The organism is Streptomyces sp. NPDC086766 (assembly GCF_044746005.1).
Classification (GTDB): Bacteria; Actinomycetota; Actinomycetes; order Streptomycetales; family Streptomycetaceae; genus Streptomyces.
Genome location: NZ_JBIVBI010000009.1, coordinates 47245 through 66523 on the forward strand (window position 1 = coordinate 47245; position 19279 = coordinate 66523).

The window sequence follows — 19279 nt, forward strand, 5'->3', positions numbered from 1 at the left end:
TGGTGCATCCGTGATCCGATTCGACAATGTCTCCAAGGTCTACCCCAAGCAGACCCGCCCCGCCCTGAGGGATGTCTCCCTCGAGGTGGAGAAGGGCGAGTTCGTGTTCCTCGTGGGGTCCTCCGGCTCCGGAAAGTCCACCTTCCTGAGGCTGGTCCTCCGCGAGGAGCGGTGCAGCCACGGTCAGGTGCACGTCCTGGGCAAGGACCTCGCGCGCCTCTCCAACTGGAAGGTGCCGCAGATGCGCCGCCAGTTGGGGACGGTGTTCCAGGACTTCCGCCTGCTGCCCAACAAGACGGTCGCCGAGAACGTGGCCTTCGCGCAGGAGGTCATCGGCAAGTCCCGCGGCGAGATCCGCAAGTCCGTGCCGCAGGTGCTCGACCTCGTCGGGCTCGGCGGCAAGGAGGACCGGATGCCGGGCGAGCTGTCCGGCGGTGAGCAGCAGCGCGTCGCCATCGCGCGGGCCTTCGTCAACCGGCCCAAGCTGCTGATCGCCGACGAGCCCACCGGAAACCTCGACCCGCAGACCTCCGTCGGCATCATGAAGCTGCTCGACCGGATCAACCGGACGGGCACGACCGTGGTGATGGCCACCCACGACCAGAACATCGTGGACCAGATGCGCAAGCGCGTCATCGAGCTGGAGAAGGGCCGCCTCGTCCGCGACCAGGCGCGCGGCGTCTACGGCTACCAGCACTGAAGAGTTCACGTCGGAAAGGCTTGACCAGACGCCATGCGCGCCCAGTTCGTCCTGTCGGAGATCGGTGTGGGTCTCCGCCGCAACCTGACGATGACGTTCGCCGTCATCGTCTCCGTCGCCCTGTCCCTGGCCCTGTTCGGCGGTTCGCTGCTGATGAGCGACCAGGTGAGCACCATGAAGGGCTACTGGTACGACAAGGTCAACGTCTCGATCTTCCTCTGCAACAAGAGCGACGCCGAGAACGACGCCAACTGCGCCAAGGGCGCGGTGACCACGGACCAGAAGAAGCAGATCCTCGCCGACCTGGACAAGATGTCGGTGGTGCAGAAGGTCACGTACGAATCGCAGGACGAGGCGTACAAGCACTACAAGGAGCAGTTCGGCGACTCCCCGCTGGCGGCCTCCCTCACGCCGGACCAGATGCAGGAGTCGTACCGGATCAAGCTGAAGAACCCGGAGCAGTACAAGGTCATCGCGAGCGCCTTCAACGGGCGCGACGGCGTGCAGTCCGTGCAGGACCAGAAGGGCATCCTGGACAACCTCTTCGGGCTGCTGAACCTGATGAACAACGCGGCGCTCGGCGTGATGGCGCTGATGCTCGTCGTCGCGCTGCTGCTGATCGTCAACACGGTGCGCGTCTCCGCGTTCAGCCGCCGGCGCGAGACCGGGATCATGCGGCTGGTCGGCGCGTCCGGCTTCTACATCCAGGCGCCGTTCATCATGGAGGCCGCGGTCGCCGGGCTCATCGGCGGCGGCCTGGCGTGCGTCTTCCTGGTCGTCGGGCGGTACTTCACGATCGACCACGGCATGGCCCTGTCCTCGAAGCTGAACCTGATCAACTTCGTGGGCTGGGACGCGGTGCTCACCAAGCTCCCGCTGATCCTCGCCGCGAGTGTGCTGATGCCCGCGCTGGCCGCGTTCTTCGCGCTGCGCAAGTACCTGAAGGTGTGACACATGCCAAGGGGGTCGTACGGTCAAGCGGCCGTACGGCCCTCTTGCGTTGTCTAGACTCACCGGCATGTCAGGCCGTGACCTGTTCTGCCCGCCCCGCCGCCTCCGCCGCGGGGCCGCCCTGACATTGGTGTTCGCGAGCGTGCTCGTGGCCGGCGCGGCGACGGGCGCCCTCCCGGGCCCCGACACGGCACCGCCGGCCGAAGCGGCCGGCTCGCCCGTCACCGTCAGCCGCCACCAGGAGGTGGCGAGGGCGGCCGCCCAGGCCATGGCCGACGGCACCTCCCCGATGGAGGCCGCCGAACGCGCCGTGAGCCGCAGCGGGAACCGCTGGGACGCCGTCTACTCTCAGGGCGAGTACAAGGAGTTCGAGCAGGCCCTCGACGGCCGCTACACCGGCGTCGGCCTGTGGGCGCGGCGCGAGCGGGACGGCCGGATCGAGGTGACCCGGGTGAGCGGCGGCTCGCCCGCGGCCGTCGCCGGGATCCGCGGCGGCGACCGCCTGCGCACCGTCGACGGCGAGAAGGTCGACGGGCGGCCCGTCACCGAAGTCGTCTCGCTGCTGCGCGGGGACGCCGACGACGCTCCCGCCGGTACCTCCGTCACCCTCGGCCTGGAACGCGGCACGCGCGCGTGGAGCCTCACGCTGCGCCGGGCCCGCCTTTCCACCGACTCGGTCACCGTCCACCGGCTCGCCGACGGCGCCACCGTCGTCAAGGTCGCGGCCTTCACCCGGGGCGTCGGCGACACCGTCCGCACCGCCGTGCGCAACGCCCCGGCCGACGCCGGGATCATCCTCGACCTGCGCGGCAACTCCGGCGGGCTGGTCACCGAGGCCGTCACCGCCGCCTCCGCCTTCCTCGACGGCGGCCTGGTCGCCACCTACGACGTCGACGGCCGGCAGCGCGCCCTGCACGCCGACCCCGGCGGCGACACCGCGCGCCCCCTGGTCACGCTCGTCGACGGCGGCACGATGAGCGCGGCCGAGCTGCTCACCGGCGCTTTGCAGGACCGCGGCCGCGCGGTCGTCGTGGGCTCGCGCACCTTCGGCAAGGGCTCGGTGCAGATGCCGAGCCGGCTGCCCGGCGGCTCCGTCGCCGAGCTCACCGTCGGTCACTACCGCACCCCCTCCGGTCACGCCGTCGACGGCCGGGGCATCACCCCGGACCTGGACGCGGGCCGGGACCCGCTGGGGCGCGCGGAGAGGGTGCTCGGCGGGCTCGGCGACCCCTCGTAGCGGCCCCTCACGCGCGGCGATCCGTTAATCGGCTTCCCGCACACCCCCCGCGTAGTGCGAAAATGGGTCGCACTATGGCTAAGGAAAAAGGGCGCAAGCTGATCGCGCAGAACAAGAAGGCGCGGCACGACTACCACATCCTCGACACCTACGAGGCCGGCCTGGTCCTCACCGGGACCGAGGTGAAGTCGCTGCGTCAGGGGCGGGCGTCGCTGGCCGACGGCTTCGTGCAGCTCGACGATCACGAGGCGTGGCTGCACAACGTGCACGTGCCGGAGTACAGCCAGGGCACCTGGACCAACCACAGCGCCCGCCGCAAGCGGAAGCTGCTGCTGCACCGGGTGGAGATCGAGAAGCTGGAGGCCAAGTCCCAGGAGACGGGGCACACGATCGTGCCGCTGGCCCTGTACTTCAAGGACGGCCGGGCCAAGGTCGAGATCGCGCTGGCGCGGGGCAAGAAGGAGTACGACAAGCGGCAGACGCTCCGCGAGAAGCAGGACCGCCGTGAGGCGGACCGCGCCATGGCCGCGGTCCGGCGCAAGCAGCGGGCGTAGGCGGCGCGGGCAGCGGCCGCGGGCCCCGGGCCGCCGCCCGGGAATACGCTGGCATCGACCTGTGTTGGTCACGTACGATGGCAGCGCACCTCACAGAGGGTGCGGGTCTCTCCCCGGAGAGGCCGGCTTTGAAAAATCAACATGGGGATGATCGGTTTCGACAGCGGCTGTCGAAGCAGGGGAAGCGTGTCGAGGAAGCGGCCATGATCTCGTAAACCACAGGCCGAAAAAAATAATCGCCAACACCAAGCGCGATTCCTTCGCCCTCGCTGCCTAAGTAGCGACTTGCGAAGTGTCAGCCCGGGGCTGTTCCCGACCCGGATCCTGGCATCAGCTAGGGAACTAAACCTTGATCCCGGTCACGGGGTGAAGAGGGAAATCAAACAGTGACTGAGCCCGTCGGAGACTTGTCCGCGTGATCTCCGGGGCCGAGAAAAGCGAAGCGGACTGCACACGGAGAAGCCCTGATTCCGCACCGTTGGACGCGGGTTCGATTCCCGCCATCTCCACTCATCCCATGTGGGCAAGGCCCCGCCGCTCCCAGAGCGACGGGGCCTTCGTCATGCCCGCCCTTCGTCGTGCGCGGCGCGCCGCGTACCGGCTCGGGCGGGCCCCGGATCAGGCGTCGTCGGCCGGCTGGGCCAGGGAGATCAGCAGTGCGGCCGCCGCGGCCGTCACCGGCACGCCGTAACCGGCCGTCGGGGACAGGTGCTCCACCACCCAGCCGCCGGCCGCGCTGCCGCAGGCGATGCCGCCGAGCAGGCCGGTCACCGCCAGGGTCATGCCCTCGTTGAGGCGGCCCTCGGGAGTGTGCTCCTGCACCAGGGTCAGGTTGGTGACCATCGTCGGAGCGGTCGCCGTACCCGCCACCAGCAGCGCCAGCGCCACCAGCGGCAGGGAGCCGGTCAGCGCGGCGGCCAGCAGCGGCAGCGTCATGAGCGCCGTCATCGCCGCGACGCACCACGGCAGCCGCCGGGCGGCCGGGCCCGAGGGCCGCAGCGCCCCGTACACCAGCCCGGCCACGCAGGAACCGGCCGCCTGGAGTCCCAGGGCCACCCCCGCCGCCGACCGGTGGCCCCGGTCGTCGGCGAACGCCACGGTGACGACCTCCATCGCGCCGAAGACCGCGCCCATGGCCAGGCACACCGCCAGCCGGCCCGGCATCCCCGGTGCGCGCAGCGGCGCCTTGGCGGGCGTACGCGGCCGGGGCGGCGGCTCGGTCGAGCGCTGGGCGGCGAACACCAGCACCCCGGTCAGCAGCAGCACCGCCCCGGCCAGCGTGCCCGCCTCCGGGAAGAACGTCCCGCACAGATAGGCGGCGAGGGCCGGCCCCAGCATGAAGCACAGCTCGTCCGCCGCCTGCTCGAAGGAGTTCGCGGTGTGCAGCGCCCGTGCGTCGCCCGCCAGCAGGTGCGCCCAGCGGGCCCGGGACATGCCGCCGGTGTTGGGAGTGGTCGCGGTCGCGGCGTACGCGGCGAACAGGGTCCAGTCCGGGGCGTCGTAGTGCACGCACAGCAGCAGCGCCAGGCTGCCCAGCACGGCGCACACCGTGGCGGGCACCGCGATCCGCGCCTGGCCGTGCCGGTCCACCAGCCGGGCGATCCAGGGGGCGGTCAGCGCGGTGGCCGCGAGGCCGGTGGCGGTGACCGCGCCGGCGAGCGCGTACGAGCCGCGGGAGGCGGCGATCATCACCACCGCGCTCACGCTGAGCATGCCCATGGGCAGCCGGGCCAGCAGGTTCCCCGCGGTGAACGCCCGGGCCCCGGGCACCGTGAACAGGCGGCGGTACGGGCCCGGCGGACGGTGCCGGGTGCGCGGGGCGAAGTCGACGGCGACGAGGGTGTCGGCGGTGACGGTGAACAGGAGAGACCGGGCGGTCGCGTGGTCACGGGTGGGCGGATACGGCGGATACGGCGGATACGGCATGGAGTCCACCGTCCCGGCCGCCGACCACGGGCGTCCAACACCTACCCGGCACCTATTCACGCAGTTGTGTTGTGAAATCCGCCGAGCCGCCGCGCTCCGAGCCGCCGCGCCCCGCGACCCCGGGCCGCTGAGCCCCGCGACCCCGAACCCCGCATCCCCGAGCCCCGAGCCCTGAGCCCCCGGAGGGGCGCGCACACCGCCGTTGTAGGTTCGGCCCATGCCCGCCCACCTGGACCCGCGCCTGCTGCGCGCCTTCGTCACCGTCGCCGAGGAGCTGCACTTCACCCGGGCCGCGGTCCGGCTCTACCTCGCCCAGCAGGCGCTCAGCAGGGACGTACGGCGGCTCGAACGGGAGCTGGGCGCCGAGCTGTTCGTCCGGACCACCCGGCAGGTGACCCTCACGGCGGACGGCGAGCGGCTGCTGCCGTACGCGCGGCGCGCCCTGGAGGCCCAGGACGAGCTGCTGGCCGCCTTCGGGCAGGCCCGGCCGCTGCTCGTCGACCTCAACTCCCCGAATCTGGACACCGGCCGCCGTGTGCTGCACCGGGCCCGCGAACTCGCCCCCGAGCACGAGATCATGGCCCGCTTCGAGAGCGGGCTGGCCCACGCCGCCGCCGAGGTGCTCGCGGGGCGGCTGGACGCGTCGTTCGGGCGGTTCGCCGGTCTGGACCCGGGGTTGCGGGCCCGGCTGGACCACCAGCACGTGCGGTACGAGCCGATGGCCCTGCTGCTGCCCGAGGCGCACCCGCTGGCACCGCTCGCGGCCGTCCCGCTGGCCGCGCTGGCGGGCGAGACCGTGTACGCCGGAGCCGGCAACCCGCGCACCCCGGAGTGGACCGACCTCGCGCACCGCCTCTTCGACCCCCGCGGCATCACGGTCGCGCCGCCGGCCCCGCTGGCGGTGGGGGAGGAGGAGTTCCAGCGGCTCATGGCCAAGACCGGGCACCCGGTCCTCGCGGTGGTGGGCTTCGCCGCCCTGCCGGGCACCGTCGTACGGCCGCTCGTCGACCCGATACCGCTGTCCCCGGTGTCCCTGGTGTGGCGCAAGGGGCTGACGCACCCGGCGTTCGGCGCGGTGCGCCGCGCCGCCGCGGAGATCGCCGAAGCGGAGGGCTGGCTGCGTCGACCCGAAACGGGATGGATTCCGGACGTCGACGAATCGGTCAATTCCGTTCACCATTGAAACATCGCAAATCCGCACGCCCCGCGGGCACTACGTTTGTGCCTGCCGAGCACGGTGTGACACGGGTGGCGTCCGGACCGGTGGGGCCGAGTCCGGCGACGCGGGCTCGGAGTCGTATGCGCGCCCGGAACACTCCCGTGAGGGGAACGTACGTGCGCGCGAAAGACCTGAAGAACGACCTCAAGGGCAGGGAAGGCACCCAGCCGGAATGGCCCGCGGCCGCCGCCGCGACCGGTGAGGTGCCCATGGCCGAGGGCGACGTCCGGACGGTCGCGGAGACCGTCCTCACCGGCGCCCTGCGCGTCGAGGACCCGTGGCAGGACTCCGAGCCCGGCAGCGGGACCGGCAGCGGGACCGGCGACGGGCGGAGCACCGCGGGCGCCCCGGACCCCGCCGAGGTGACCGTCCAACTCGACCGTGTCGCGGGCCGGTCGCCGGACCAGTCCGGCCCGCACGGCGCGGGCGGCCGGGACGGGGGCTCCGACGGACCCGTCTTCGTCGACGAGTCCGGCCGCCGCAGCCGCCGGTTCCGCCGTATCGGCATGGCGGTCGGCCTCACCTGCGCGGTCTACGCCGTCGTCATCGTCGTCACCCTCGTGTCGGGCAACTCCAACGCGCCCTGGCTGCCGGTGCCGGGCCAGGCCGACGACCCGCCCGCGAGCACCGTCAACACCTCTCCCGCACCCTCGGCACCTGCCCGCCCGCCCGGCACCGACGGCGGCGGCGCCCTGCCCGGGATCGCGCCGACGGCCGCCGTCGTCCGTCCCACGCCCGGCCCCACCGCCGGCGCACCCCGCGTCTCCGCCGGACCGACCAAGCCGGGCGCCTCGGCCGCGCCCCGTCCGTCCGTCACCGGCACCCCGAAGACCCCGGGTGCCGGCGTCACCGCTCCCGCCGTGGAGCCGTCCCCGCCTCCGGTCTCCGCCTCGCCCGACCCCAGCCCGTCCGTGGGCGGCGGCGAGCCCTCGCCCGGCCCGTCCCCGTCCCCGGTCTCGGGCGGCTCCGGCACGGGTGGGCCCGGCACGGTGGCCGACGGCCCCAGCTCGCCCAGGCCCGCCGCCGGGGACACGGCCCCGGCCGGCTCCGGCGCCTCCCTCACGGTGCAGGTCGTCTGATGGCCCAGCCCACCCGCCGCCGGCCGCGGACCGGGGGCCCGGCCCGGGACGGCTCGCGCGCCCGGCGCCCGGCGCACGGCACCCCCCGCGGCTCCCGCCTCCGCCCCACTGCGCACGCTCCCGCGCCCTCGGCACGCGGGAGCACCCGGCGCCGCCGCCTGCCCCTGCGCCTGCTGCTGCCCACCCTCTTCCTCGGCGCGCTGATGGCGATGCTGATGCTGCGCGGATACGTGCACAGCGAGATCCTGGCCGACCACCGCATCCAGTCCGAGAGCGCCACCGACCGGGTCCCCGAGAAGATCCTCGACGGGGGCCCGGTCATCGACACCCGGGGCGGCCGCGCGACCAGCCTGCGCGTGCCCGACCACCGCCTGGTGCTCACCTTCGACGACGGCCCCGACCCGACCTGGACGCCGAAGGTGCTGGACGTGCTGAGGAAGCACCACGCGCACGCGGTCTTCTTCGTCACCGGCACCATGACCTCGCGCTACCCGGAGCTGGTCCGGCGCATGGTCGCCGAGGGCCACGAGGTGGGCCTGCACACCTTCAACCACCCCGACCTGTCGTACCAGTCGAAGAAGCGCATCGACTGGGAGCTGTCCCAGAACCAGCTCGCCATCACCGGCGCCGCGGGCATCCGCACCTCGCTGTTCCGGCCGCCCTACTCCTCCTTCGCCGACGCCATGGACGACAGGTCCTGGCCGGTGACCGAGTACATCGGCTCCCGCGGCTACATCACCGTCGTCAACAACACCGACAGCGAGGACTGGCGCAAGCCCGGCGTCGGCGAGATCATCCGCCGCGCCACCCCGCAGGGCGGCAAGGGCGCCGTCGTCCTGATGCACGACTCCGGCGGCGACCGCCACCAGACGGTGCGGGCGCTGGACCGGTTCCTGCCCGAACTCCAGGCCCGCGGCTACCGGTTCGACAACCTCACCGAGGCACTCGACGCGCCGAGCGCGCACACCCCGGTCACCGGGACCGACCTGTGGAAGGGCCGGGCATGGGTCTTCCTCGTCCAGGCGTCCGACGACATCACCGACGCCCTGGTGGTCTGCCTCGCGGTGGTCGGCGGCCTGGTCATCGCCCGCTTCGTGCTGATGTTCCTGCTGTCCGGGGCGCACGCCCGGCGTGTGCGCCGGCGCGGGTTCCGCTGGGGGGAGCCGGTCACCGAAGCGGTGTCGGTGCTGGTGCCCGCCTACAACGAGGCCAAGTGCATCGAGAACACGGTCCGTTCACTGACCGCGAGCGAGCACCCGATCGAGATCCTCGTCGTCGACGACGGCTCCAGCGACGGCACGGCCCGCATCGTGGAGGACATGGGTCTGCCGGACGTCCGCGTCGTCCGCCAGCTCAACGCGGGCAAGCCCGCGGCCCTCAACCGCGGGATCGCCAACGCGAGCCACGACCTGATCGTCATGATGGACGGCGACACGGTCTTCGAACCGTCCACCGTGCGCGAGCTGGTGCAGCCCTTCGGCGATCCGCGCGTCGGCGCGGTCGCGGGCAACGCCAAGGTCGGCAACCGCAATTCCCTCATCGGCGCCTGGCAGCACATCGAGTACGTGATGGGCTTCAACCTCGACCGGCGCATGTACGACGTCCTGCGCTGCATGCCGACGATCCCCGGCGCGGTGGGCGCCTTCCGGCGCTCGGCCCTCGAGGAGGTCGGCGGCATGAGCCACGACACCCTCGCCGAGGACACCGACATCACCATGGCGCTGCACCGGGCCGGCTGGCGGGTGGTCTACGCAGAGAAGGCCCGCGCCTGGACCGAGGCGCCGGAGTCGGTCCAGCAGCTGTGGTCCCAGCGCTACCGCTGGTCGTACGGAACCATGCAGGCGATCTGGAAACACCGCGGGGCCCTGCTGGACCGCGGCCCCTCCGGCCGCTTCGGCCGCGTCGGCCTGCCCCTGGTCTCCCTGTTCATGGTGGTGGCGCCGCTGCTGGCCCCCCTGATCGACGTGTTCCTGCTCTACGGCATCGTCTTCGGCCCGACCGGGAAGACGGTCCTGGCCTGGCTGGGCGTCCTGACCGTCCAAATCGTCTGCGCGGCGTACGCCTTCCGCCTGGACCGCGAACGCATGACCCACCTGATCACACTGCCGTTGCAGCAGATTCTGTACCGCCAGCTCATGTACGTGGTCCTGCTCCAGTCCTGGATCACCGCCCTGACCGGCGGACGCCTGCGCTGGCAGAAACTGCGGCGCACGGGGGTGGTGGGGGCGCCCGGGGCCCCGGCGCCGTCTTCGGCCTCGGCCCCGGATCCGGCCGCTTCCCTGCCCCCGTCCCTGGCGGCGGAGGGGCGGACGGGCGACGCGGCGGAGCGGAGGCCGGTGGGATGACACAGGAACACCTGGGGGCGGAGCCGACGGGGGAGCCGATGACGGCGAGCGCCGAGCCGACGCCGGAGTACGGTTTTCCGCGCCGGCGGACGGAGGCGGCCGGGGCGGCGCCGGCCGCGACGAGCACGCGGACCACGACGAGCGCGGCGAGCGGGAAGGCCGCCGATCCTTCCGTCACCTCGGGAGTCGTCCCGGGAGCCGCCTCGAGCGGGAAGCCGTCCGGCCGGGACCGCTACCTCGACCTGCTTCGCTCCCTCGCCCTGGTCCGGGTCGTGTTCTACCACCTCTTCGGCTGGGCCTGGCTGACGGTCCTCTTCCCGTCGATGGGCGTGATGTTCGCGCTCGCGGGTTCCCTGATGGCGCGTTCCCTCCAGCGTCCGGCGCCGAGTGTGATCCGGGGTCGGCTCCGGCGGCTGCTGCCGCCGCTGTGGGCGTTCAGCGCGGTACTGCTGACACTGATGTTCGCCGCCGGCTGGAACCCGGCGAAGGACCCGGACATGGGCGGCACCCTCGGCCTGACGCGCCTGCTGGACTACGTCCTCCCGATCGGAGCCCCGCCCTACCCCTGGCACCTGGGCGCCGACTCCGGTCTGCTGGAGCGGACTTGGGCGGGCGACGCGGCGGGCCCGCTGTGGTACCTCCGCGCCTACCTGTGGTTCGTGGTCGCCTCCCCGCTGCTCCTGCGGGCCTTCCGCCGCGCCCCCTGGCCGACGCTCCTGGCCCCCCTGGCGCTGACCGCGGTCGTGGGCACGGGTGTGGTGACCATCCCCGGCGAGACGGGCAACGCGGTGACGGACTTCGCCGTCTACGGCGGCTGCTGGGTGCTGGGCTTCGCGCACCACGAGGGCATGTTGGCGAAGTTCCCGCGCTATCTGGCCGTCTCCCTCTCGGTCTTCCTCATGACCTTCGCGCTGTGGTGGGCCTCGGGCCACCAGGGCCCCGACCACTGGGACCTGAACGACATTCCGCTGGCCCAGGCGTCCTGGTCGTTCGGTTTCGTCGTGATCCTGCTCCAGTACTCCCCGTCCTGGCGGGAGCTCCCGGGCCGCCTGCGCCGCTGGGACAAGCTGGTCACGCTGTCCAACAACCGCGCGGTCACGATCTACCTCTGGCACAACCTGCTCATCACGGCCACGGTCCCGCTCATCGACCTGGCCTACGACCTCCCCTTCCTCCAGAGCGACGCCGCCACCTCCGCGCTGGACTCCTCCTACACCCTGTGCATGTTCCTGCTGGTGTGGCCCCTGATCGCCCTGGCGGTCCTCACCTTCGGCTGGATCGAGGACGTGGCGGCGGGACGGAGGCCGCGGCTCTGGCCGAGCGGATCACGGAGGCGCGCATTCCGTTCGCGTACTTCTGATGTGAGGGCGTAACAAACGCAATGCCGTGTGGTGAGGCAGCCGGTGACCTCGATACGGTATCGGCTGCTTCACCCACCACAGACGCCCCATCAGGAGCCCCAGTGACCCGCCGAACCCGCTTGCTCAGCACAGCCGTTGCCGGAACAACGGCCGCACTCCTCCTCACGGGGTGCGGCGGAAGCGACAGCGACTCGAAGGGCAACGACAAGATCGCGGGCGCGGACACGGGGAAGTCGGCATCGCCGAGCACGACGGCGTCGGCTTCGGCGGGCCGCCCGAAGATCCAATTGCCGTCGGACGTAACGGACACGTACGAGAACTGGAAGACGGGGGACGGTGCGAAGGACGCGGTGCTGGCCGACACCGCCCGGCGTATCGACGCGACTAACGACGCCATTCTCCGCGGCGACACCAGTGCGCCAGCCCTCTCGTTCTACTACCGGGACAAGGCGCTGACTGGCGCGGTGGCATGGGTGAAGGCGTATGTGGACGCCGATCTCTCATTCACGGGTACCACTCGCTACTACGCCCCCAAGGTCACTCTGTCTGGCCCCACGACGGCGTCTGTCGCCTATTGCTCCGACGAGAGCAAGGGATTCAACAAGAATCGCAAGACGAACAAGGTCGACAAGACGCCCTCCAGCGAGAGCCCGTACGTGCTGTACAACACGCGTCTGGAGAAGAACAAGCAGGGTGTCTGGCAGACCAGCAACCTGGTGTCCAAGCGGGGGGAGAAGACGTGCGCCGCATGAGCGGTTGGAGGCGGACGCTGGCCCTGGGTGCGCTCGTCGGCATCTGCGCCTCCGGACTGCCGGACACGGCCATGGCGTACGGGCCGGGGGACAGTCAGCAATCTGGACCAACGGGCCCCTCCGGCAGCTCCGACGGCAAGGGGAAGATCTCCGCCACGGCCGGTGTCGTCGTCTACGACCGTTCCAATAACGGTTCGGGGCAGTCGGCCGGTCCGGTGGCCTCCACCACGACGTGGACCCCGCCCGCCTGCTATTACGCGCCCAAGTACAGCCCCGCCCAGCTCAAGGCTTACCTGGAGCCGATCTGGGAGGCGGGCTCGACCGGGTACGAGTGGGATGCCCAGCAGCGTGACCGTTACGTGAACGGTCACCCGTACAAGGACTTCAACAAGGACAAGTCCGGCAAGGGCTATTGGTGGGACTCGTACGTCACGGCCGGCCGTGAGGGCGACCCGGGCGCCCTCGACTGCGACAAGCCGATCTTCTGGGTCGACAAGGGCGACCCCCCGCCGGCGGACACGCCGCAGGCGGTCACGCCCGAAATCCTCGCCGAGCTGGCCTACAACGAGATCCGTGTTCCCGGTACCAAGGTCACCCTGGCCCCCGCTGGTACGACGAAGGTGAATCTGCCGACCTGGGCCTGGCTGGACGGGGCGCAGTTCAAGCCGGTGTCCGTCACGGCGTCCGTCCCGGTGCTGGGTATCTCGGCGACGACCACGGCCGAGCCGGTCTCCCTGAAGATCGACCCGGGCACCTCCGACGCCGAGACCTACCCGGCGTCCGGCGTCTGCCCGATCGACGGCGGCCGGATCGGTGAGCCGTACGCCAAGGGCAAGGCGAGCCAGACCCCACCCTGCGGGGTGAAGTACCTGCGCTCCTCGGGCAATGGCTCGTACCAGCTCAGGGCCACCGTCACGTGGAAGATCCACTGGACCGGCACCGGCGTACCGGGCGGCGACCTGCCCGAAGGCACCTTCGGCGCCAGCCAGGACGTCGTGGTCCAGGAGATCCAGTCCGTCAACCGCTGACCCGCGACCGGCCGCATCACTCGTAGCTCCTGGCTCTGCGCGTCATTCGCCGGCAGGAACGGTCGTTTCCTTGCTCAGCAGAATGCCGCGAGGCGCGAAGCCCGACGCGGCGTAGAAGCTCGCAGCCTCCTTGTTCGGAGCGAAGACGCCGGCGTAGAGGATGGAGACGCCCTGGTCCGCGGCCGCCTGCTCCGCCGCCGCGGCCAGGGCCGACCCCACACCTCGGCCACGATGCCCGTCGAGGACGACGGTGTGGATGTCGGCTCTGCGACGCGGTATCAGGATCTGGTGGTCCGGCGGGTCATCGAGCAGGACCACCTCTGCCATGCCCACCACCTCGCCCGCCATCTCCGCGACGGAGATCAGCACCTTCACGCCGTCCGCGAGCGCTTGCTCAAAATGCCTCGCCACGGCCTCGACATCAGGAACCCGATAGATGTCGGGAGCGAGCTGGACATGCCGTTCCGCGTTCGCGAGGCGCAGACGGACGAGAGCGGGCACGTCTCGGTGTTCAGCGGGTCGGACCAGGAGCGACGTCGCAGAGCTTCCCACAGCGTGAAGCCTCAGCCTTTCTGGATGCGGCGGGCCGCGGCCACGAGGCCCGCGGGCAGGGCGGGGCCGGCACATGCGTGATCAATCAGCAGGTCGCGGTACGAGTCGTTGGGCAAATCTGCTGCCAGTTCTATGAATTGGCTCAGTTCGGCAGGCGAGCCGGTGAGCCGTGAGCGGTAGGCGGCCCCGGCCGCGCGAAGTGTGAGGTCGGTCTGCTCGTGCTGCATGCCCTGTTCGGTCAGCCGGACCGCGGCGGCGAAGTCACCCTGCTCGGCTCGCACATCGGCCAAGTCGAGATAGAGCGACCAGTTGGTCGGCTCCAGGGCAAGAGCGCGCTCGAAAGCCGCCACGGTCTGCTCGGGATCACCCAGCTTGCGCCAGGTGCCCGCTCGCACGACTTCCGTCAGCATGATCCGCTCCACGGAGTCCGCCCGGTCGCAGAGGGCGAACGACGCATCGGTGAGACCGCATGCCCGCAGCAGGATCCCCATCTTGGCCAAAGCCTCCGGAAGCGGCTGGCGGCCAGAGACCATGTCGATGGCGTTGAACCAGGGGCGGAACCGTTCCCGCATGCTCTCGGTGTCCAGATCGTGGCCGTAGTCCATCGTCCGCATCGCGGCCTCGGCCAGCGCGTCGGCGCCCACCCCACTGAGGAATTGGGCATCGCTGAACCAGGGGGCATTGGTCCATGCGATGTCGGGTCGCACCCGTGACCGATCCGATCGCCAGCGCCGCGCCGTCCATGTCGTCATCGAGGAAGCTGACGTACGACTGCGCCAGGACCGTCGTCAACGAGCCGGCGTCCTGGAGGGCCTCGGCCAGATCCGACCGCCGGTCCCTCCACAACTCGGCAAGAACCGTGTACGGCTCGGGGTTCTCGGGCGCTGAGGCGATGGCACCTGCCAGGTAGTGCAGGGCTGCCCCCGCAGTGCGCCAATACCCGCGCGAGACCTGCTCCAGCTGCTACTGCCCGACTCGACGTCATCCGAGATTGTCCCACCCCGCCGCGTAGGAGACGAAGTCCGCCCAGGCGGTGGGTGGGAAGGTCAGGTGGGGGTCGGCGGGGGTCTTCGAGTCGCGGACGTGGATCGTGGTCACCGTGGTGGCCGTCTCGACGCAGTTGGAGGCGTCGCCGCTGTAGGTGGATTTCCGCCAGGGGAGTCCGGACATGGTGAATTCCTCAGAGTTCTTGCGCGATGCGGTGGATGAGGTCTCGGGATGCCTCGGGGCTGAGAGCACTCGTCTCCATGTGGTCTACCACCGAGCGGTACTTGGCCAACTGTGCTTCACCGTCCAGGAATTCACAGCCGTGGTGGGTGTCCAGCTGCACCGTGTCGAGCTGAGGTACGGCCCCGGCGACGTAGTCGATGCCCTGGCCGGTTCCGTGAAAGTTCGCCTCGCCGAAGGGGAGGACCCGGATGGTGACGTGGGAGAGCTCGCTCATGCCAAGGAGGTGCTTGAGCTGGGTGGCGGCCACATCCCGGCCTCCGAACCCCATCCTGAGTGCCGCCTCGTGGATGGTTGCCGTGTAGGTGGTGGGCTCGGCTCCGTGCAGGATGCCTTGCCGTTTGATGCGGTGGGTGAGGCGGTGCTCGATCTCGTATTGCTGGAGCGGTGGGAAGACCGTGCGGAAGAGTGCGCGGGCGTGGTCGGTGGTCTGCAGCAGGGCCGGGATGTGGATGACCAGGGCCACGCGCAACTCCGACGCGAAGTGCTCCAGCTCCGCCAGGTCGACCAGCCCGGAGGGGAGATGACTTCGGTACTCGTCCCACCAGCCGCGCTTGCGCCCACCTGTCATCGCGGCGAGCGCCTCGATCAACTCCGCGTCCCCGCAGCTGTATGTGCGCGCGAAGGTGCGGACGCGGTCGGCGCTCACGGCGTATCGACCAGACTCGATGTTGCTGATCTGTGCCTGTTTGAGGCCGAGCAGTCCCGCTGCGGCAGTGGCCGAGAGTCCTGAGCGCTCCCTGAGCTTCCGCAGCTCGGTCCCGAGGCGCTGCTGGCGCAGGGTAGGGGTTGTGCTGGGCGGCACTGAGCCCTCTCTTGTCATCGCCGTTGCCTGTGGGTCACCCACAGGAGGGAACTATTAAGCCTTTGCTTCAATCGATGTCAAGTATGACATCGAGGGGCCCTATGGTGATCTCGCCAACTCAACTCCCCCGCCCATAAGCCGGAAGCGCACCACCCCAGGCACTGCCACCGCCCGGCGCGGACGTTGAGCGCATGCCCACTCCTTCATCGTCCGGAGGACTCCATGGTCACCGTAGCCCTGCCCGACACCTGGGTGTACGCCCTCCGCCTGCCGCATGACCCCCGCGCCGCACGCGTCGCACGTATGACCGTGCGGGCGGCTCTGCACAGCCATGGACGGGAGGAAGTCCTCGACACCGTCGAGCTGTTGACGTCCGAGCTGGTCAGCAATGCCTACCGGCACACCCACGGGCCCGCCTCCCTCCGGCTGACCGCCCTGAGTGACGGGCGGCTGCGGGTGGGGGTCTGGGACAGCCATCCGCACATCCCCGCCCCCTTCGCCGGGCCTCCCCGCGACCGCGTCCCGCCGGCCCCGGACGGGGCCGAGGGCGGGCGGGGGCTGTTCCTCGTGCAGCAGTACGCGGACTGCTGGGGCGGGTGGACCCTCGGGGGCGACCTGCCGGGACGGGGGTCGGGAAAGCTGCTGTGGTTCGAGGTGGGCGACGGGCACCTCGCACGAAGGGGGTCCGCCCACCTCTCATCCCCCCACCCCACCCGGTGAGAGCAACGTTCCCTTCCGGTCACCCACAGCCACAGCGCGGAAACGCGTCCTCCCTACCTTCGGGACTCAGCCACTCGCAGAACCAGCCGAGCACCGGAGCACCGTGGAGGCGTCATGACAGCCAGGCGTTGGATCGAGCACTGGGATCCGGAGGACGAGGTCTTCTGGGCGGAGACGGGGGAGAAGGTCGCCGGGCGGAACCTCCTCTTCTCCGTCCTCTCCGAGCACATCGGGTTCTCGGTGTGGACGCTGTGGTCCGTGCTCGTGCTGTTCATGGGGCCGGAGTACGGGCTCACCCCCGCCGACAAGTTCCTGCTGACCTCGATGGTCACCCTCGTCGGCGCGGTCGTCCGCGTGCCCTACACCTTCGCCGTCGCCGTCTTCGGCGGGCGGAACTGGACGATCATCTCCGCCAGTCTGCTGCTCGTGCCGACCGTCGCCGCGTTCACCGTCATGGAGCCGGGGACCTCCTTCTCCACTTTCCTGTGGGTCGGGCTGCTGGCCGGCATCGGCGGGGGCAACTTCGCCTCCTCCATGACCAACATCAACGCCTTCTTCCCCCTCCGGAAGAAGGGGTGGGCCCTCGGGCTCAACGCGGGCGGCGGCAACATCGGGGTCCCGGTGATCCAGCTCGTCACGCTCGCGATCATCGGCGCGAGCGGCGGCCCGCGCGTCCTGCTCGGGATCTACATCCCCCTGATCGTCGTCGCCGCCGTCCTCGCCGCGCTCTTCATGGACAACATCGCCTCCGTGAGGAACGACACCGGCGCCGCCGTGGACGCCGCCAAGGACGCCCACACCTGGATCATGTCGTTCCTCTACATCGGCACGTTCGGATCCTTCATCGGCTACAGCTTCGCCTTCGGCCAGGTGCTCACCAACCAGTTCGGCAGGACCCCGCTCCAGGCCGCCTACCTCACCTTCATCGGGCCGCTCCTCGGCTCCCTCATCCGGCCCGTCGGCGGCCGGCTCGCCGACCGGTACGGCGGAGCGCGGATCACCCTGTGGAACTTCGTCGCCATGGCCGCCGCGACCGCCGTCCTGGTCGTCGCCAGCATGGAGAAGTCGCTGCCGCTGTTCGTGGCCGTCTTCGTCGTGCTGTTCGTGCTCAGCGGGCTCGGCAACGGATCGACGTACAAGATGATCCCCGGGATCTTCCAGGCCAAGGCCCTCGCCCAGGGGCTGGAGGGGGAGGAGGCCGCGGCGTACGGGCGGCGGCTGTCCGGCGCCTCCATGGGGCTGATCGGTGCGGTGGGCGCGCTCGGCGGCGTCGGCATCAACCTCGCCTTCCGGCAGTCCTTCCTCTCCTACGGCTCCGGCACCGGCGCCTTCGTCGCCTTCCTCGCCTGCTACGGAGCCGCCTTCGCGGTCACCTGGGCCGTATACCTTCGCCGCCCGGCCCGCCAGATTCCGGCCAAAGCCGCCGCGACGGAGGCGGAACCGCAGCTCAGCTATGCCGAGGTGTGACGTAACACTGGTGACATCAAGTCGAACCGAGCCTGTCACGCGCCGTTGACAGGCTCGTTCGGCACACAGGGGCGGCCCCCGGGACGCATGCGGGGACACGCCGCCCTTGTGCGGTCCCCACGCCGGGACCTTGTGCGGTCCCCTCGCAGGGACGACGACTCGAGTGCGGGACGAGAGCCATGTACGACGAACAGCAGCGACCGGGACAGCGGACGCAACAGCGGCCGGAACACGGGCCCCTCGCCGGGTTCACCGTGGGCGTGACGGCCGCGCGCCGGGCCGACGAACTCGGCGCGCTGCTCCAGCGGCGCGGGGCCACCGTCGTGCACGCGCCCGCCCTGCGCATCGTGCCGCTCGCCGACGACGGCGAACTCCTCGCCGCCACCAAGGAGATCATCGACCTGGCGCCCGACGTCGTGGTCGCCACCACCGCGATCGGCTTCCGCGGATGGGTGGAGGCGGCCGACGGCTGGGGGCTCGGCGAGGCGCTGCTCGCCCGGCTGCGCGAGGTCGAGGTGCTGGCGCGCGGGCCCAAGGTCAAGGGCGCCATCCGGGCCGCCGGGCTGACCGAGAGGTGGTCGCCGTCGTCGGAGTCCATGGCCGAGGTGCTCGACCGGCTCCTCGAGGAGGGCGTCGAGGGGCGCCGGGTCGCCGTACAGCTGCACGGCGAGCCGCTGCCCGGGTTCGTGGAGGCGCTGCGGGAGGGAGGAGCGGAGGTCGTTCCCGTCCCCGTGTACCGGTGGATGCCGCCGGAGGACCTCAGCCCGCTCGACCGGCTGCTCGACGCCGCCGTCTCCCGCGGCCTCGACGCGCTCACCTTCACCAGCGCGCCCGCCGCAGCCTCGCTGCTGTCCCGGGCCGAGGAGCGGGGGCTGCTGCCGGAACTGCTGACCGCGCTCGGGCACGACGTGCTGCCCGCCTGCGTCGGGCCGGTCACCGCGCTGCCGTTGCAGGCCCGCGGCATCGACACCGTGCAACCGGAGCGGTTCCGGCTCGGGCCGCTGGTCCAGCTTCTGTGCCAGGAACTGCCCGGCCGGGCGCGGTCCCTGCCGATCGCCGGGCACCGGGTGGAGATCCGGGGGCACGCGGTGCTGGTGGACGGGGATCTCAGGCCGGTGCCGCCGGCCGGGATGTCGCTGCTGCGGGTGCTGTCCCGGCGCCCGGGGTGGGTGGTCGCCCGCGCCGAACTGCTGCGCGCGCTGCCGGGGGCCGGGCGCGACGAGCACGCGGTGGAGACGGCGATGGCCCGGCTGCGTACGGCACTGGGGGCGCCCAAGCTGATCCAGACGGTGGTCAAGCGCGGGTACCGGCTGGCCCTGGACCCGGCGGCCGACGAGAAGTACGCGGACGCCTAGG

Annotated in this window: 18 protein-coding genes and 1 other RNA gene; 14 read left to right on the top strand and 5 right to left on the bottom strand. The window is 71.1% G+C overall.

All coding sequences use genetic code 11. The features are described from left to right. The first annotated feature begins 10 nt into the window (after positions 1–10). From ftsE to ssrA, 5 genes are all read left to right on the top strand, one after another. Positions 11–700, top strand: a complete 690-nt coding sequence (ftsE, locus tag ACIPM1_RS18325; protein ID WP_067235911.1) for a cell division ATP-binding protein FtsE — start codon at positions 11–13, stop codon at positions 698–700. Between the two features lie 33 nt (positions 701–733). After that, the gene (gene ftsX / locus ACIPM1_RS18330; RefSeq protein WP_402435580.1) at positions 734–1651 is read left to right on the top strand and encodes a permease-like cell division protein FtsX; all 918 of its coding nucleotides are present in this window, start codon (positions 734–736) and stop codon (positions 1649–1651) included. Between the two features lie 67 nt (positions 1652–1718). After that, entirely contained in the window at positions 1719–2888 is a 1170-nt protein-coding gene (locus ACIPM1_RS18335; RefSeq protein ID WP_402435583.1) for a S41 family peptidase, read from the top strand. A 74-nt stretch (positions 2889–2962) separates the two neighbouring features. Then, positions 2963–3442, top strand: a complete 480-nt coding sequence (smpB, locus tag ACIPM1_RS18340; RefSeq protein WP_356189665.1) for an SsrA-binding protein SmpB — start codon at positions 2963–2965, stop codon at positions 3440–3442. Positions 3443–3585: 143 nt separating this feature from the next. Further along, positions 3586–3954: a transfer-messenger RNA gene (ssrA, locus tag ACIPM1_RS18345) on the top strand. Positions 3955–4060: 106 nt separating this feature from the next. Here ssrA and ACIPM1_RS18350 read toward each other — a convergent pair. Further along, positions 4061–5368, bottom strand: a complete 1308-nt coding sequence (locus tag ACIPM1_RS18350) for an MFS transporter (RefSeq protein ID WP_402435586.1) — start codon at positions 5366–5368, stop codon at positions 4061–4063. Between the two features lie 217 nt (positions 5369–5585). Between ACIPM1_RS18350 and ACIPM1_RS18355 the strand changes: the two genes are divergently transcribed. The 6 genes from ACIPM1_RS18355 (at position 5586) to ACIPM1_RS18380 (ending at position 13152) form a co-directional block, all read left to right on the top strand. Continuing rightward, positions 5586–6551, top strand: coding sequence for a LysR family transcriptional regulator (locus tag ACIPM1_RS18355; RefSeq protein WP_402435589.1), 966 nt, complete (start codon positions 5586–5588; stop codon positions 6549–6551). A gap of 152 nt (positions 6552–6703) precedes the next feature. Then, positions 6704–7666, top strand: a complete 963-nt coding sequence (locus ACIPM1_RS18360; protein WP_402435592.1) for a translation initiation factor IF-2 — start codon at positions 6704–6706, stop codon at positions 7664–7666. Then, the gene (locus tag ACIPM1_RS18365) at positions 7666–10011 is read left to right on the top strand and encodes a glycosyltransferase (RefSeq protein WP_402435594.1); all 2346 of its coding nucleotides are present in this window, start codon (positions 7666–7668) and stop codon (positions 10009–10011) included. Before ACIPM1_RS18360 ends, ACIPM1_RS18365 begins: the two co-directional genes overlap by 1 nt. Further along, positions 10008–11384 carry an acyltransferase gene (locus tag ACIPM1_RS18370; protein ID WP_402435596.1) on the top strand — a complete coding sequence of 459 codons (1377 nt, stop codon included), beginning with the start codon at positions 10008–10010 and terminating at the stop codon, positions 11382–11384. The genes ACIPM1_RS18365 and ACIPM1_RS18370 overlap by 4 nt, the downstream gene beginning before the upstream one ends. An 89-nt stretch (positions 11385–11473) precedes the next feature. Continuing rightward, on the top strand, positions 11474–12124 hold the full coding sequence (locus tag ACIPM1_RS18375; protein ID WP_402435599.1) for a hypothetical protein: 651 nt from the start codon (positions 11474–11476) through the stop codon (positions 12122–12124). Further along, complete coding sequence (locus tag ACIPM1_RS18380; protein WP_402435602.1) at positions 12121–13152, top strand: hypothetical protein; 1032 nt, start codon at positions 12121–12123, stop codon at positions 13150–13152. The genes ACIPM1_RS18375 and ACIPM1_RS18380 overlap by 4 nt, the downstream gene beginning before the upstream one ends. A gap of 42 nt (positions 13153–13194) precedes the next feature. On the opposite strand, the gene ACIPM1_RS18385 is transcribed toward ACIPM1_RS18380, so the two are convergent. The 4 genes from ACIPM1_RS18385 to ACIPM1_RS18400 form a co-directional block, all read right to left on the bottom strand. After that, positions 13195–13779, bottom strand: coding sequence for a GNAT family N-acetyltransferase (locus ACIPM1_RS18385; RefSeq protein WP_402435605.1), 585 nt, complete (start codon positions 13777–13779; stop codon positions 13195–13197). Then, positions 13716–14456: a tetratricopeptide repeat protein gene (locus ACIPM1_RS18390; RefSeq protein WP_402435608.1), complete on the bottom strand. Its 741-nt coding sequence runs from the start codon at positions 14454–14456 to the stop codon at positions 13716–13718. The genes ACIPM1_RS18385 and ACIPM1_RS18390 overlap by 64 nt, the downstream gene beginning before the upstream one ends. A 229-nt stretch (positions 14457–14685) precedes the next feature. Beyond that, entirely contained in the window at positions 14686–14874 is a 189-nt protein-coding gene (locus ACIPM1_RS18395; protein WP_402435611.1) for a DUF397 domain-containing protein, read from the bottom strand. A gap of 10 nt (positions 14875–14884) precedes the next feature. Further along, positions 14885–15736: a helix-turn-helix domain-containing protein gene (locus tag ACIPM1_RS18400; protein WP_402435614.1), complete on the bottom strand. Its 852-nt coding sequence runs from the start codon at positions 15734–15736 to the stop codon at positions 14885–14887. A 222-nt stretch (positions 15737–15958) separates the two neighbouring features. Here ACIPM1_RS18400 and ACIPM1_RS18405 point away from each other — a divergent pair, with 222 nt between their 5' ends. The 3 genes from ACIPM1_RS18405 (at position 15959) to ACIPM1_RS18415 (ending at position 19278) form a co-directional block, all read left to right on the top strand. Continuing rightward, positions 15959–16456, top strand: coding sequence for an ATP-binding protein (locus ACIPM1_RS18405; RefSeq protein ID WP_402435617.1), 498 nt, complete (start codon positions 15959–15961; stop codon positions 16454–16456). Positions 16457–16570: 114 nt separating this feature from the next. Further along, on the top strand, positions 16571–17923 hold the full coding sequence (locus tag ACIPM1_RS18410; RefSeq protein WP_402435620.1) for a nitrate/nitrite transporter: 1353 nt from the start codon (positions 16571–16573) through the stop codon (positions 17921–17923). A 179-nt stretch (positions 17924–18102) separates the two neighbouring features. Continuing rightward, on the top strand, positions 18103–19278 hold the full coding sequence (locus ACIPM1_RS18415) for a uroporphyrinogen-III synthase (protein WP_402435623.1): 1176 nt from the start codon (positions 18103–18105) through the stop codon (positions 19276–19278). Position 19279: the final 1 nt, after the last annotated feature.

What these genes read in the sequence shown, in the direction of transcription:
- ftsX (WP_402435580.1), top strand. Translation starts at nt 734, where the DNA reads ATGCGCGCCCAGTTCGTCCTGTCGGAGATCGGTGTGGGTCTCCGCCGC.
- ACIPM1_RS18335 (WP_402435583.1), top strand. Translation starts at nt 1,719, where the DNA reads ATGTCAGGCCGTGACCTGTTCTGCCCGCCCCGCCGCCTCCGCCGCGGG.
- smpB (WP_356189665.1), top strand. Translation starts at nt 2,963, where the DNA reads ATGGCTAAGGAAAAAGGGCGCAAGCTGATCGCGCAGAACAAGAAGGCG.
- ACIPM1_RS18350 (WP_402435586.1), bottom strand. Translation starts at nt 5,368, where the DNA reads ATGCCGTATCCGCCGTATCCGCCGTATCCGCCCACCCGTGACCACGCG.
- ACIPM1_RS18355 (WP_402435589.1), top strand. Translation starts at nt 5,586, where the DNA reads ATGCCCGCCCACCTGGACCCGCGCCTGCTGCGCGCCTTCGTCACCGTC.
- ACIPM1_RS18365 (WP_402435594.1), top strand. Translation starts at nt 7,666, where the DNA reads ATGGCCCAGCCCACCCGCCGCCGGCCGCGGACCGGGGGCCCGGCCCGG.
- ACIPM1_RS18370 (WP_402435596.1), top strand. Translation starts at nt 10,008, where the DNA reads ATGACACAGGAACACCTGGGGGCGGAGCCGACGGGGGAGCCGATGACG.
- ACIPM1_RS18380 (WP_402435602.1), top strand. Translation starts at nt 12,121, where the DNA reads ATGAGCGGTTGGAGGCGGACGCTGGCCCTGGGTGCGCTCGTCGGCATC.
- ACIPM1_RS18385 (WP_402435605.1), bottom strand. Translation starts at nt 13,779, where the DNA reads ATGTGCCGGCCCCGCCCTGCCCGCGGGCCTCGTGGCCGCGGCCCGCCG.
- ACIPM1_RS18390 (WP_402435608.1), bottom strand. Translation starts at nt 14,456, where the DNA reads ATGACGACATGGACGGCGCGGCGCTGGCGATCGGATCGGTCACGGGTG.
- ACIPM1_RS18395 (WP_402435611.1), bottom strand. Translation starts at nt 14,874, where the DNA reads ATGTCCGGACTCCCCTGGCGGAAATCCACCTACAGCGGCGACGCCTCC.
- ACIPM1_RS18405 (WP_402435617.1), top strand. Translation starts at nt 15,959, where the DNA reads ATGGTCACCGTAGCCCTGCCCGACACCTGGGTGTACGCCCTCCGCCTG.
- ACIPM1_RS18410 (WP_402435620.1), top strand. Translation starts at nt 16,571, where the DNA reads ATGACAGCCAGGCGTTGGATCGAGCACTGGGATCCGGAGGACGAGGTC.
- ACIPM1_RS18415 (WP_402435623.1), top strand. Translation starts at nt 18,103, where the DNA reads ATGTACGACGAACAGCAGCGACCGGGACAGCGGACGCAACAGCGGCCG.